Annotated in this window: 9 protein-coding genes; 1 reads left to right on the top strand and 8 read right to left on the bottom strand. The window is 49.7% G+C overall.

Features of this window, described 5'->3' with window-relative positions:
- Positions 1–273: 273 nt before the first annotated feature.
- The 6 genes from AC6ESP_RS17280 to AC6ESP_RS17255 form a co-directional block, all read right to left on the bottom strand.
- The gene (locus AC6ESP_RS17280; RefSeq protein WP_497097967.1) at positions 274–957 is read right to left on the bottom strand and encodes a DUF1961 family protein; all 684 of its coding nucleotides are present in this window, start codon (positions 955–957) and stop codon (positions 274–276) included.
- Positions 954–3,551 carry an exo-rhamnogalacturonan lyase family protein gene (locus AC6ESP_RS17275; protein WP_497097966.1) on the bottom strand — a complete coding sequence of 866 codons (2,598 nt, stop codon included), beginning with the start codon at positions 3,549–3,551 and terminating at the stop codon, positions 954–956. The genes AC6ESP_RS17280 and AC6ESP_RS17275 overlap by 4 nt, the downstream gene beginning before the upstream one ends.
- 969 nt (positions 3,552–4,520) lie before the next feature.
- Positions 4,521–6,851, bottom strand: a complete 2,331-nt coding sequence (locus AC6ESP_RS17270; RefSeq protein WP_497097965.1) for a helix-turn-helix domain-containing protein — start codon at positions 6,849–6,851, stop codon at positions 4,521–4,523.
- 230 nt (positions 6,852–7,081) lie between these two features.
- Complete coding sequence (locus AC6ESP_RS17265; protein ID WP_497097964.1) at positions 7,082–8,677, bottom strand: extracellular solute-binding protein; 1,596 nt, start codon at positions 8,675–8,677, stop codon at positions 7,082–7,084.
- 130 nt (positions 8,678–8,807) lie between these two features.
- On the bottom strand, positions 8,808–9,692 hold the full coding sequence (locus AC6ESP_RS17260) for a carbohydrate ABC transporter permease (protein WP_497097963.1): 885 nt from the start codon (positions 9,690–9,692) through the stop codon (positions 8,808–8,810).
- A 17-nt stretch (positions 9,693–9,709) separates the two neighbouring features.
- The gene (locus AC6ESP_RS17255; RefSeq protein ID WP_497097962.1) at positions 9,710–10,657 is read right to left on the bottom strand and encodes an ABC transporter permease; all 948 of its coding nucleotides are present in this window, start codon (positions 10,655–10,657) and stop codon (positions 9,710–9,712) included.
- A gap of 253 nt (positions 10,658–10,910) precedes the next feature.
- Here AC6ESP_RS17255 and AC6ESP_RS17250 point away from each other — a divergent pair, with 253 nt between their 5' ends.
- Positions 10,911–12,902: a beta-galactosidase gene (locus tag AC6ESP_RS17250; RefSeq protein WP_497097961.1), complete on the top strand. Its 1,992-nt coding sequence runs from the start codon at positions 10,911–10,913 to the stop codon at positions 12,900–12,902.
- Positions 12,903–12,965: 63 nt separating this feature from the next.
- Here AC6ESP_RS17250 and AC6ESP_RS17245 read toward each other — a convergent pair whose 3' ends face one another.
- Entirely contained in the window at positions 12,966–13,655 is a 690-nt protein-coding gene (locus AC6ESP_RS17245) for a YjjG family noncanonical pyrimidine nucleotidase (RefSeq protein ID WP_497097960.1), read from the bottom strand.
- Positions 13,656–13,668: 13 nt separating this feature from the next.
- Positions 13,669–13,935: a DUF2164 domain-containing protein gene (locus AC6ESP_RS17240; protein WP_497097959.1), complete on the bottom strand. Its 267-nt coding sequence runs from the start codon at positions 13,933–13,935 to the stop codon at positions 13,669–13,671.

The following is a 13,935-nucleotide window of genomic DNA, read 5'->3' as shown; positions in this document are numbered from 1 at the left end:
AGCGAATTCACGGAACTTTAGGGTACGTATCGCCTGTTCAGTTTGAGTCCATGTATTACAAAAGGGGAAGCTAAATGATTGATGTTGTCCACTTTCTTGACAGAGGTCCATCCATACAATAGCTTTGCCGAATGAATACGGTTTGGCGCGGAAAAGGATCATTTGATTGTACCTAATACAATGTAATGATCCTTTTTTGATGAACAAGCACTTTTGACTGTATGAAATGCAGGGTAACTTAGCTCTAAGGCTTGCCCCATCCTAGCAAATTCCCTACTCCCCTTCGGGCTTCCCGTACACCTCAAGCTTCGCATACTCAGCAATGAGCGGCGCCATCTGCCTGAAGCCGATTTTCCCTGCGCCAAGCAGTGGACCGAACGCTTCCCCGTCATCCGTCCAAGACAGCACGAGCAATTCGTTTATATAGAAACGTATGTGTGCACCTTCCCTTACTAGCAGCATGCGGTAAGCCCCTACGCAATCACTAACAGAAGGCAGCGGATCAGCTGCTTGCGCCGCTAGATGGAAGCCGTAGCTTTTACGCAGATTACAGGTGTGGAATTGTCGTTCCTCCGGCCAGCGCCTCCTGAAATACGATAGATGATAAGCATCGATATCTCCATGATGATACTGCTCATACTCTCCTGTGCGAGCGGCTATCGCGGGATCAAACAGATCTCTTCCAGGGTTTCCAGCAGCCGAGAAGAAGAGAATGGCAAGTCCTGGCTCCCGAATGGGACGGAACTCCCATTTCATTGCGAACTCAGCCGGCAATTGCTCGGGGCACCACAGCACCACATTCGCCTGCTGCCCTTCCTCCGGTTCTCTAGTGCTCTCCAGCCGCATTCGATTCATTGGAAAAGATACAGCCGCATCGCCCTCGATACGAAAAGCTTCTATATCCGCAGCCGAAGCAAGCGGGTTGCTATAGATGAGCCTCCAGCTCTCAGGGATCATGCTTTCACCGTCTCTGTTGTAAGTGCTTCGAATGACTCCGGCAGCTCATCGGCAATCAAATCCAGACTTATAATCGTATTTAATGACCATTGTGCGGCCTCATTCGTATTAATCCAGTCAATTTCCTTCAAGCCTCCAACATAGGTTACGTCAGATGCTTCCTCTTGAAGATTTATCCTCGCAAAATCATTACTCAGCAATATAGACCAAGCTTTCTGCGCAGCAGCTGCATTTTGCTTATAAGCAGCACCGTAAGCCACAATCGCTATACTAAGAACGGGATGCTCGAACCGATTCGTACTGACCTCTCCATGCGTAACTAGATCCTTCTCTTCCTGCGAGAGATTGTAATAAGCGCCGAATTCGGCCATCATTTCTTCCCATTCCGGGTCCTTCAGCATCGCTGCAAGCTCGAACCATACCTGTGGGGCACCCATACATATCATCAAATGACGACCCCAGTTATCGTCACCGAGAGGAGTCAGAATGCCAGACTTCGGATCATAGCCGTAGGTAGGACCAGATATTAAGCCGTACTTGGCCTGCTTCACACAGTCGATTCCTACTATGATTTTGTCACGGTACGCTTCATCCTCGAAGCGCTCCCACCTCGTCATCCAGTTCGAGCTGAACGCCGACCAATCTGGTCCAATTCGAATGTGAGTCGGATGCTCGTCTTTCGGAAAATAAGCTCTCATCGGGTCCAGATTAACCGTCGTATAGTCGGCATCCTTTACCGCATCCATCAGGTCGCCAGTCCGCTCATCTGCAGTCAAATAATAGTAATAACGATGCAGCCCAGCCATCGCGATTCGAGCTTCCTTACAGCCGCAGCCCCAATGCACCACATTATGACGCGATCCAAGACCGGCATATTCGCCAAAATGATACACATCCACTTCACTCGTATGCCGCGTCATCGCCTCTGCCAGCCTGAATATATCTTCCTTGCCTGAACGTAGGAATAATACCCATAGCCACATGTTCGGCACAAGCTCCGTATTCTGCCACGCACAGCCTCCCAAGTCATAATTCCATACATGCCTTACTGGATCATAGCTGTGCATGAAGTCGCCGAAATCCCAGAACCCGTACCATTTGCGCTGCTCTACCTCAGCCTGATAGAATGCCGCAATACTGTCGATGCGATCCTCTAGATAAGCTTTGGCAGGCGTGCTTCGATCAGGCAGACTCCACAGTCCGAATGCACGTGTCTCATAATAATAGTCTGGCTCACAGATGAGCAGCGAAGGAGATTCGCCTTGGCCCTTTAATTCCGGCAGCAGCTCTAGATCAGGCGTAGCTGCCAAGCACCATATCGTAACCTCGCTCGTATTGGCGATTCCATAAGGTGTGGCGCGCAGCTCTTCTGCCCCTTCATAGGAGGATTCTACATGGGTGCTTGTATCATAATGGCGAAGATCCATAGCGGTTGCATCTGGAGACCAGAACCAGACCGTTAATGCTGCCTCGCTTGCCGTGGTCCCATGAATATGCAGGCTGGACGGATGCTTCTCCCATGCATGGTGCAGTACTGCCGCCAGCCCCCCGCTCTCACTCCCTACATAACCGAGACCTCCCGAGCGTCTGCCTTCCCCAGCTTTGAGCCAGCAGCATTCCGCCTTCGTCCGCTTCGATATTTGATAATGCTCAGAGGAGTGCTGCACCAGCTTGAAGTCATCCCATACCGCCGAATCATCCAGCAGCCCGACAAAATACTGATCCTCTACCGCATCGAAGCTCACTAATCCGCCATCCAGCTGCTTCTGGAAGAGCTCGCGGTACTTGCCTTTTGTCCGTCGAGTATGTAACGTCTTCGGTGATTCGCTGAAAAAACCGCTGTCCCCTGCGAACCTGACATGCCTGTTATATAGAGGTCCTCTCATCGGCACAGTAAAAGCGATGCCGAGTCCTTTGATGAAATCCTCATTCGGATTGCCGTCATAATGGAACGTATGCACGATTCGAATCGTCTCGAGTCCCGCATAGAAATACAGCCTAATCGTAATCGGCAGCCATTCCCTCTTCCCTGTGTCTGAGCGATGCTTGCCTTCCAGCCGCACAACAGCACGCACAGGTCCCTGCTGTTCAATGACCGCTTTATGAATATGGAACCCGAACGGCTCTTCTCGAACAGTTCGTTCTCCTGAAGCTAAGCTTGTCGTTTCTTTGAGCGCTACTAAATCTCCACCACTGCATATTGTGGCGTGATCCCTAACGATGCTTCGGATCATTTTATCGCCTTGTCGGGACAGTGTGCATACAATCCGTCCTGTATCAACAACAATCGTCTGCTCTGTTTCTTGAGTCTTGATAGGCTGCTCAGGTACTGCTGCGGCTCCTCGTACGATCTCATAGCTCTGTTCCCCGAGACTTGGCATAGCTGCTGCATGCGCAGACCATTTCACACTTCCATTAGGCCAATAAGCGGTTGGCCAGCTCTGTAACGGCACTTGTGCAAATCCGCCCGGGCTTTGCAGCGCAAGTGAATCCTCACGCTTCAGCTCGCCTTCCTTCCAAGGGATTCCCCAAGTCACTCCGACCGGTATAGCGGCTTCTTTTTTCAACCATTTCAACTTGATCTTCGTGTTCATAGTTCACTCTCCTAATGGCTTTGCGCAGCAAAACCAGTATTGTAAGCATTCACCTTGGTTCGCGTGAACTTCAATTGAGCCTGAACAAACGGAGAAAAGAGGATGGATTCTGGAGAAGCGTCAGCGTTCGCCTTTGCCCTCGGATTTCTACCTCTTCTAACCTAGTTAGAAGAAATCCGAGGGCAACAGCGATCGTAAGAACCATCCGCTTTCGCAGTTCCCTTCAGGCACTATCTTTCCACCCACAGAGTCAAGCTTTCAATATCCTTTTGAACTTAAATAGGAGCCTGAACAAACGGAGAAAGAGGATGGATTCTGGAGAAGCGTCAGCGTTCGCCTTTGCCCCCGGATTTCTACCTCTTCTAACCTATTAGAAGAAATCCGGGGGCAACAGCGATCGTAAGAACCATCCGCTTTCGCAGTTCCCTTCAGGCACTATCTTTGTTCAACCCACAGAGTCAAGCTTCTCATTATCCTTTTGAACTTAAGTAGAAGCCTGAACAAACGGAGAAAGCGGATGGATTCTGGAGAAGCGTCAGCGTTCGCCTTTGCCCTCGGATTTCTACCTCTTCTAACCTATTAGAAGAAATCCGGGGGCAACAGCGATCGTAAGAACCATCCGCTTTCGCCGTTCCCTTCAGGCACTATCTTTGTTCGACCCACAGAGTCAAGCTTTCAATATCCTTTTGAACTTAAATAGGAGCCTGAACAAACGGAGAAAAGAGGATGGATTCTGGAGAAGCGTCAGCGCTCGCCTTTGCCCTCGGATTTCTACCTCTTCTAACCTAGTTAGAAGAAATCCGAGGGCAACAGCGATCGTAAGAACCATCCGCTTTCGCAGTTCCCTTCAGGCACTATCTAATTCAAACGATAAAACAAACATGACGTTACAAGCAATGAGATATTCTTGCAGCGGAGATTTCGCGATCTTGCACATTTCCACACCATTTGCACATTATTGCATCAGCGTTAATTCGCTTGGCTGAGCTCGCGGTACCGGCTTGGCGTCATGCCCTCCTGCTTCTTGAAAATACGATTGAAGTAGCTGTGCTGATAACCGACCTGCTCGGCTACATCATTAATTTTGAGACCCGATTCTCGCAGCAGCTCCTTCGCTTTATCCATCCGCAGACTTGTCAAATAATCAATGAAATTCTTGCCTGTTACCTGCTTGAACGATTTGCTCAAGAAGAACGGATTCGTGCCAATATGATCCGAGCAGCTGTCCAGCGAAATATCTGTCATATAATTCTGCTGCAAATAGACCATTGCCTGCTCAATTAATCGCTTCACCTGCATATCGGAGCGCCCTACCAGCTCCTTCAAGAATGGGGCAGTAACCTTCTCTCTGAACCACGCGAGTATAAGCATCGGCTCACGAATCTGCGATAGCTGCTCGTATAGATTCGCACACCGGAACAGTTGGTTCGGCGAGATGCCGGATACCATAATCGCATGCTGCACACTGCCCAGCAATTGCAGCATACCCTGCTGCACATCGACTGCTTTGGCATCTGAACAGGACAGTGCTGCCAGGAAATCATCCAGCAGCTCGTAGGCTTCTGTCTCCCTGCCTGTCCGAAGCGCCTGTATGAATTCCCGCTCCAGCGTGAACGGATACTGCAGCTCTCCCCCGTTATTGCCGCCTGCATTCAGCTGCTCCATATCGATAATCTGGTTGTCCATATTAAAATTGCGATAGCTTGCTGCATGCTTAGCGCCCTCGAAGGCAAGCGGAATATCCGATATCGCCTCGGCTGGGCGGCTGATTGCAATCGTCACCTTCATTCGCAATAGCTGGTTCATCGCTTGTGTCAGCTCATTGCCGAAAGCATGCAGCTCGTCCATATAGCTGCGGTCCTTCGGTACAATGAGCAGCAAGCCTGCCGCCAGATCATGGAAGTTAATCGTATTGCTCTGTTCAAAATGGACCGCTGCCAGCTCCTCAATCATATTCACCGCTGCGAAGGTGACGAGTCCCTCATCACCGCCCTTGAATTTGCCTTCCAGGCTGGCAATTCCCGTGAGCTGGACATAGAGAACGATGAACCGCCGTTCACGAACCTCCCATTTGTAACGCTCCATCCGTCTGAGCAGATCCTCCTCCGAATGCGCATACAGATAGCCCTGCAGCAGCTGGTGAAGAAAGCTCTCCTTCACATAAGGCAGCTGCTCTGAGAGCTTCGTATGCAGCTCGGTGCTCTCCCTGTGCAGGTGATGCCACTGCCGTTCAATGAGCGTGAATTCATCCTCTCTCTCCCCGGCTACGTTCTTGCCTGCTAGCAGGACGTTCATCAGCCGGTTCACTGGCAGATACATTCTTCTCGAAGCAAGCCATGCGAGCAGAGCAGCGATGAAGAGAGCGCTGAGACTGACCGCGAATATCATCTGAGATATAAACACAACCGGTTGTGTTATGCTCGTGATCGGTGATGCAGACACATAGGTCCAGCTATCCGCTATTCGAGAGAACTTCCCGTAGGAAACCGTGTATGTCGCGTTATTCCATTTGAAGAAGAAGGACGTTCCTCCTGATCCCCTCTCCCCAATCTCTTCTCTTAGAGCTGTAACGAATGGGGAATCCGGACTGCTCCCTTCGGCAGAAGCGTACACCTTTCCATTATCCTGCAGAAGGAAGGTCTCACCACCCTCATATGGCGTCATCGTCCCCAGCATTTCACTGACCTTCTCATTATCCAATCGAATAAACAGTGCTCCGAACGGATGCAGACTGCCGCCAGGGATATGATGAACAAGAGTCAGATCAGAAGAGCCGGGCCTGCTCGGATCGAATTCCTTTTGCGTCCAATACGCCACTTTATCGGAATCCATTAGTCCTGCATACCTATCAGCACTCGCAGTATGATCCAACACCGTATATTCCGGATCGAACATAATTGGCTGAGCCCCTCCCAAGTACAGCCCTACCAATCTGTTCATCGTATTAGAGCCTTGCATCACGACTAGTGTCTTCGTAATGTCTCTAGCCTTCTCGAAATCTTTGATGAAATCTGGCGTATTTAAGCTGTAATCGAACTTTGTATCAAAAGCCCAATGAGAGAGCATTAATTCCAAATTTTCCAGCTGCTCATCGATATTCACAGCCCGCTGCTCTATCTGTTTGTTGTGGATTTGGAGCAGCTCGCTATCGAGACGTCCACCTGCCATCCAATAGACAAGAGCCCCCGTTATGAGCCCAGGAACACTGGCCACGATGAGGAGCATAATTAATATTTTGCGATATAATCGGCCTTTATTGCTGCTCTTAGCGCCTTTTCGCAATAGAATAGATTGTCTCATGGTCTTTAGCATAGGATTCACCAACCGAATTCATAATGGATGCAGCTGAAGGTTATCACGTAATGTAAACGCCTTCAACTTATTAGTCAACCATATAACGGTACGGGCAATAGAACAAGTCCTTTTTCCATTTATGTGTGTTTATTACTTTTGAACTACCTTAGCCAGCTAGTGGAAAAGACAGAGTCCGCCATGCTCCAGCGGCCTCTGTCCACTCCATCTTCACCTTGCTATTTGCTTGCTGCGTACAGCTCATTCATCTCTGCGGTCAAGTCATTCCCGCCATTCTTCTTCCACTGCTCAAGTGCAGCTTGGAAGCCTGCCTCATCAATCTGGCCCACAATGAACTTGATTCTTGCATCATTAATGACGTTATCCAGCTGTGCTCCTTTCTCTGTGTACACTTTGGAGATGAGCGGCTCCGCTGGATTCGTCACGATTGATTTCTCGTTCTCCTTCTGGAGCTCAGTCTGCTTCAAGCGAAGCGGCGTTTGCTTCACCTTCATGGCGCGATCCTCTGGAATGAAGGATAGCATCTGATTCAAGCCTTCTACCTCCGATTCCAGCAATACCGTATCCTTGCTTGATACTACCGCATTGTCTTCTACTGTGTAGTGAATGCCTTCAAGGCCGTATCCAAGCATGGTCTGCAGATCGGAGTCACCCAATTGATCCATGAATGCTAGAACGCGCTTCAGCTCCTCCTCTGTCTTCACCGACGATTTCGGTATAGCCAGCATACCTGCGAAGCCTGATGTCGGCAGCGTATGAAGCACACCGTCCGCTCCCTTCACACCGCCAATAACGTCCATATAATGCTCTTCAGGCTTATCTGTGCCAGCTGCTGCAAGAGCAGCATGAATCTTGTCATCGATGCGTGCGGCGCCATCGACTACGTCGACGATTACACCCGCTTGATTATTAACGACCGGATCGGTCCATTTGGCACTGTCCATGATAGCGAAATCTTGGTTAATCAGCTTCTCATCATACAGCTTCTTCATGAATTTAAGCGCTTCCAAATATTCCGCTGTTTGATGCTCTGGCACAAGCTTGCCGTCTACTACGCCCCATTTGTTCGGTGCCCCGAACCACAGCTTGATCGTATCGAAGCCGCTCGCCCATTGCCCTGTCCATTTTACGAGCACCATGCCGTACGTATCATCCTTGCCGTTCTTATCCGGGTCCTGCTCCTTGAACGCTTTCAGCATATTGTAGAAATCATCGACTGTCTCCGGCAGCGGCAGACCCACGTTATTCAGCCAATCCTTCCGCAGGACGACACCGTTACGACCAAGTGCACGTCCACGATAGAGGCCATAGTTCTTCCCATCCACAGTGGAGTTGTTCAGAATAACCGGATTAGCTCCGCTTAAGTTCTCATAATCCTTCAGATAAGGCCCAATTTCCCAAAAAGCACCCGATTTAGCCGCATTGACGAAGCTCGGTGACTTCACATCCGGAACATACATAATCGTCGGCAGCTTCCCTGACGCTAGTGTGATATTGAATTTATCTGCATATGATGCATTCGGCACCCATTCCAGATGAATATCTGTATTCGTTAGTTTCTCCAGCTCGGCTGCTACCGGACTATCATCCTTCGGATAATTCGTCTTGAATATCGGCAGCATAATGCTCAGCTTAAGCAGCTCCTGCTCCTTCGTTCCAGCCGTTGGGGCAGCCGTTGCCGGTGTATTGCTTGTTCCACCTGTTTCATTGGTTCCATTGCTGGACTGTGCGCAGCCTGCGAGTGTCGTAGCAGCAATGGTTCCTGCCACTAGCAGCGTTGTTAAGCTTGTAACCTTCTTGCGATTTCCTTTCATGAATGAACCTCCCTTAGCTATTTGTATTATATCGTAAAATCTCTCACTGTCTGTCTATTTGAAGTGTCTGCTGCCAGCAAGAGATGTTTACTGCCTCAATACGCTCCTATCGGCTCAGCTGTCACGCTGTTTACCCTTTGATTGAACCAATCAATACCCCTTTGGCGAAATGCTTCTGCAGGAATGGGTACACCATCAGAATCGGCAAGGTGCCTACAACGATTACAGCCATCTTGATCGATTGATCCGGCGGTTTGACGAAGTTCGGATCCATCGAATTCAGATCTCCTGCCGCCGATTGCGACAATAGCACGATCTGTCTGAGCAGGACCTGCAGCGGCCATTTCTCTGGCGTGTTGATATAGAGCAGCGATGAGAAGAAGTCGTTCCAATGGCCTACCGCGTAGAACAAGGTAAAGGTCGCGAGCACCGGCTTCGATAAGGGAAGCACGATTCTCCATAGCAGCCCAAGCTCTGTACAGCCATCGATTCGCGCAGCTTCCTCCAATCCCGGAGGCAGCTCCTGGAAGAAGTTTTTCACAATAATCAGATTGAAAGCGCTGATTGCTCCCGGAAGTATAAGTGCTCCATACGTATCCAATAAGCCCAGCTCACGAATAACGAGATAGGTCGGAATCATACCGCCGCCGAACAGCATCGAGAAAATGACTAGATTCAGCACCGTATTGCGGCCCATCAGGCTTCTGCGGGCAAGCGGGTAAGCCATCGTTACAGTGAAGAGCAGATTGACTGCCGTTCCAATAATCGTGACGAACATCGACACGCCTATCGCATTCATAATCGTATTGGTGCTGAATATAAATTCATACGCAGCCAAGGTGAACGTCTCCGGAATCAGGAATACGGTTCGCTTGGTCAGCTCCGCATCTGTTGCGAATGAGCCCGAGATGACATATATGAAAGGAAGCACCGCAGCAAGTGCGAACAACGTCAGAATGATGTAATTCGCTGAATCAAATATCGTTCCGGAGACGCTTTTATAAGTTCTAGCCATTGTATACCTCCTCGCTTCTAATAGAGCCCGGACTGTCCGAATCGCTTGGCCAAGCAGTTCGTACCCAGCACAAGAATGACGCCGATAACGGATTTGAACAATCCAACGGCCGTACTATAGCTGAATGCGCCTTGGGTAATCCCCATCATGTAGACATAGGTATCGAACACCTCTGCTACCTCACGGTTAAGCGGATTAAGCAATAGATAGATTTGCTCGAAGCCGTTCTCCAGGATGTTGCCCATCCTTAAGATCAATAGAATAATAATGGTGCTGCTGATAGAAGGCAGCGTAATATGCCAGATTTGCCTCCAGCGGTTAGCGCCGTCTATCGTTGCCGCCTCATACTGCTCTACATCTACCGCGGATAGAGCAGCGAGGAATATGATCGTTCCCCATCCACATTCCTTCCATATGGATTGGAGGATAATGATCGGCCTGAACCAATCCGGACTAGCTAGAAATTCAATCTTGTTTCCTGTATTGGTGAAGAGCCATTCATTGACCGGCCCACCTTCTGTCGTCAGGAATACATAGGTCATACTCGCTACAATAACCATCGATATAAAATGCGGCACATAAATGAGCGTCTGCACCGTGCGTTTGAAGAATGCCAGCCTGACTTCATTCAATAGAATAGCAAGTATGATTGGCGCGGGAAAAAAGAAAATCAAATTGTAAAACGATAGCAGCAGGGTGTTGCGAAGGAGCATGAAAAACTCTGGATTCGTGAACAAAATTCGGAAATGCTCTAATCCCACCCATTCACTATTCCAGAACCCCGTGAACGGCTGATAGTTTTTGAAAGCAAGCATGACGCCCCACATTGGAACGTATTTGAATACGAGAAAATACAGTAGCCCCGGCAGCAGCAGAAAATACAGCCATTTATCCTTTTTCAGTCTGCTTAGCACACTTGGCTGGTAAGATGGCTGCTTTACATTCAGAGCCGTTACCTGCTTCATCCTTGATCACCTCCAAGTGTCGTTGACCGCCTCGTCAGCGGTGTACCCCATTATGTAATTACACGCTCTTTTCCGGCAATTAGACATTCTTGAACCGTGTAACGACGGGGTTTAGCAGCGTTTTTTCAAAAAAGTCCAAATCGAGCAAAAGTGTCATAGCCCGCTTGTCCCTGTTGCAATAAAGTTCTATTGTGCGCGTCTTATTCGACGATTAGAGTAGTAGGCAAAACGGATTGTGAAGGAGATGAGCAGCATGGGAGGCAAGCTGTATCACGGAGCCGCCTGGTATCCGGAGCTATGGGATGAAGCGATTCTCGAGCAGGATATTCTTTTAATGAAGGAAGCTGGCATTAACGTTGTGCGGATCGGGGAATTTGCTTGGGCGGCAATGGAGCCGACCCAGGATGCAATTGATTTACGTTTTTTTGTTCATGTGATAGAGAGATTGTATGAGAGTGGCATTGAGACGGTCATGTGTACGCCAACCGCAACTCCACCCGTATGGCTGTCGCATGAACATCCAGAGCGAATGTTCGTGAGTGAGCAAGGCATCGTCATGGGACATGGCTCAAGACAGCACGCCTGCACGAACAATGCTTATTTCCAGCAGCGTGCTTTCCTTATTACAGAGCATATCGCGCAGGCCCTCGGCGGTCTTCCCGGTGTCATCGGCTGGCAGATTGATAACGAGTTCAAGGCTCATGTATCGGCCTGTATGTGCGCAACCTGCCTCCGGCTGTGGCAGGAGTGGCTGAAGGAACGATATGGAACGATAGATCGGCTGAATGACGCTTGGGGAACGCAGATCTGGAGCGAGCGGTATGGCAGCTTCGAGCAGGTGCCTCAGCCGGGGCCTGCCCCTTTTCTGCATAACTCTTCACTTACGACGATGTATCAGTTGTTCTCGATGGAAGCCATTGCCCGATTCTCAGATGGACAAGCTGCGATCATACGCCAATTCTCCAGTGCTCCTATTACGCATAACAGCAGTATCGCTTTCCATGTAGACAACGAGAGGCTATTCCGTAACCTGGATTTCGCTTCCTTCGATACCTATGCTTCTTCGCAGAACTATGCCGCTTATCTGATCAATTGCGATTTATGGCGTAATTTCAAGAAAGACAAGCCCTTCTGGATTATGGAGACAAGCCCCAGCTACAGCGGCTCCTTGGTAAGCAGTGCGGTTCCGCATCCAAGCGGTTATCTGAGGGCTGAAGCAGTTGCAGCTTATGCGCTTGGTGCGGAAGCATTCTGCTACTGGCTGTGGCGCCAGCAGCATGCCGGCTGTGAGCAGCCTCACGGCTCCGTCATAAGCGCTTGGGGTAAACCTACAATAGGGTTCAGTCAAGTTGTAGAGGTCGAGCTGGCAAGGAAGGCACTAGAGCCTATCCTACTTGCGACCAAGCCAGCTCAGGCAGATGTCGCGCTCACCTATTCGGACCGTGCCAAAGCCTTTCTCAAGACAGAGCCGCTGCGGCAGCCTAACCATCGAGCACTAGTAACGGACTATTACACGAGACTGCTTGCAATGGGCATTCATCGCGATTTGCTTCCAGAGGAAGCGAGCTTGAACGGTTATAAGCTGCTGCTCACCCCATTCCTCCCTTATGTGTCACCCAGCTATACACAGCAGGCGCTGCAATTCGTGGAGCAAGGCGGCATTTGGATAGTCGGTCCCTGCACGGGAGGGCGTACAGAAGAGCATACGGTGCATACGGATGCTGCGCTATCTCATCTAGAGCAGCTTGCAGGAGTAGATACTGTATTCAGCTATCCGATAGATGGGACAGGAGCAGTAGGCGAAGCTTTCGGCTTATCTACTCCCCTTAGCATGTGGAGTACCGTGTTCCAGGCGCACGAGGAGACAATTGTGATCGGTAATGTTACAGCTGGATTAACGCCAGGTACAGCCTTTCTTACGGAAAGGAAACGAGGTCAAGGCAAGATGGTTATGCTGGGCTCCATGCCTGCTGAGGATAGCGGAGACGAGCTTCTACGGACAATCATTAATCATTATGCCGAGGAGAGCGGTGTTCGGCTAAGAACGGATGTGACACCGGGAACGATTATTGCACCGCGGTACGGACAGGACTATACCGTGTGGGTCATTGTGAATATGAATGGTGATGGCGGCTCAGTCACAATTCCGGACGATGGGACTGACCTTCTGCGAGACAGCCACGTTCCAGCTGGTCCCCTTCGGATCGAACGATTCGAGCATCGCGTTATCCGATTTCCATCCTAATCGAGGTACAATAAAAGCCATTCGAACAGATTCTCGTTCGAATGGCTTCGTGCGCGCGTCAGCTTAGATGATCGACAGCAGCTCCGCATAAGATTTGATCTCGTACGTTGGCTGAATGCCTGTTGTATTGGCTTTGTTCTTGGGATTGAACCAGCAGGTGTCCATTCCGTAATTGATGCCGCCTTGAATATCCGAGGTCAAGGAATCGCCTACGATAAGCACCTTGCTCTTGTCCACGATATTAAGCTTATTGAAGGTATAATCAAAAATACCAACATGAGGCTTCTGGAAGCCGGTATCCTCGGATACGATAATCTGCTCGAATGTATCCAGCAATCCCGATCTGCTAATCCGGGCCATCTGGACCTGTTTGATGCCGTTCGTAATTATAGCTAGACGAACTCGGCCTAGCAAGCCTCTAACCAGCTCCTCTGCTCCCTCCAGCAGGAACGACCCTTCGCCCAAGTAATTCAGATAGCTTGCGCTGAAGTGGTCCGCATCGATACTTGCGTGCACACTGTCCGCTACGAACAGTCTTGCGAATCTTTCCCTCCGTAGATCCACAGAGGAAATCTTCCCCTGCTCGAATTCATTCCATAGTCCCTGATTAATAACCCGATAACGCTCCACATAGCTGTTGTCTGTATCTTCTATTCCGAACTCTTGGAACACACTCGTTAGTGCATGTGCTTCTGCTAGTGCATAATCGTATAAAGTATCATCCGCATCGAATAAGATCATCTCGTATTTCATTCGTTGTGTCTCCTCACCTTGGCCGATTGCTTAAGTTCCCCGTATTCTGCTCCAGCGCATACAGCTCGTCCTCTACAGACTGCATCCGCTCTACGACAGTCTTCCTTGCATCTTGTATGGCTTGGTTATATACATGCGGCCCGAGCTCTGCGATCATCATATCAAGCAGCTGCTCAGCCGCAATGGATCCAATCGTCTCTGATCGCTCCAGCTCAAAATACTGCTGAACCTTCTCGACAAGCGCCTGCTTGTCTTCTCTTGGCAGCTTAAGCTTCATCAT

This window comes from Paenibacillus xinjiangensis (assembly GCF_059686975.1).
The sequence above is the reverse complement of the archived record's forward strand: the minus strand, read 5'-3'. Positions and strand labels throughout refer to the sequence as shown.

Excerpts from the sequence above, each read along its gene's own strand:
- AC6ESP_RS17280 (WP_497097967.1), bottom strand. The coding sequence starts at position 957 with ATGATCCCTGAGAGCTGGAGGCTCATCTATAGCAACCCGCTTGCTTCG.
- AC6ESP_RS17275 (WP_497097966.1), bottom strand. The coding sequence starts at position 3,551 with ATGAACACGAAGATCAAGTTGAAATGGTTGAAAAAAGAAGCCGCTATA.
- AC6ESP_RS17270 (WP_497097965.1), bottom strand. The coding sequence starts at position 6,851 with ATGAGACAATCTATTCTATTGCGAAAAGGCGCTAAGAGCAGCAATAAA.
- AC6ESP_RS17265 (WP_497097964.1), bottom strand. The coding sequence starts at position 8,677 with ATGAAAGGAAATCGCAAGAAGGTTACAAGCTTAACAACGCTGCTAGTG.
- AC6ESP_RS17260 (WP_497097963.1), bottom strand. The coding sequence starts at position 9,692 with ATGGCTAGAACTTATAAAAGCGTCTCCGGAACGATATTTGATTCAGCG.
- AC6ESP_RS17255 (WP_497097962.1), bottom strand. The coding sequence starts at position 10,657 with ATGAAGCAGGTAACGGCTCTGAATGTAAAGCAGCCATCTTACCAGCCA.
- AC6ESP_RS17250 (WP_497097961.1), top strand. The coding sequence starts at position 10,911 with ATGGGAGGCAAGCTGTATCACGGAGCCGCCTGGTATCCGGAGCTATGG.
- AC6ESP_RS17245 (WP_497097960.1), bottom strand. The coding sequence starts at position 13,655 with ATGAAATACGAGATGATCTTATTCGATGCGGATGATACTTTATACGAT.
- AC6ESP_RS17240 (WP_497097959.1), bottom strand. The coding sequence starts at position 13,935 with ATGATGAAGCTTAAGCTGCCAAGAGAAGACAAGCAGGCGCTTGTCGAG.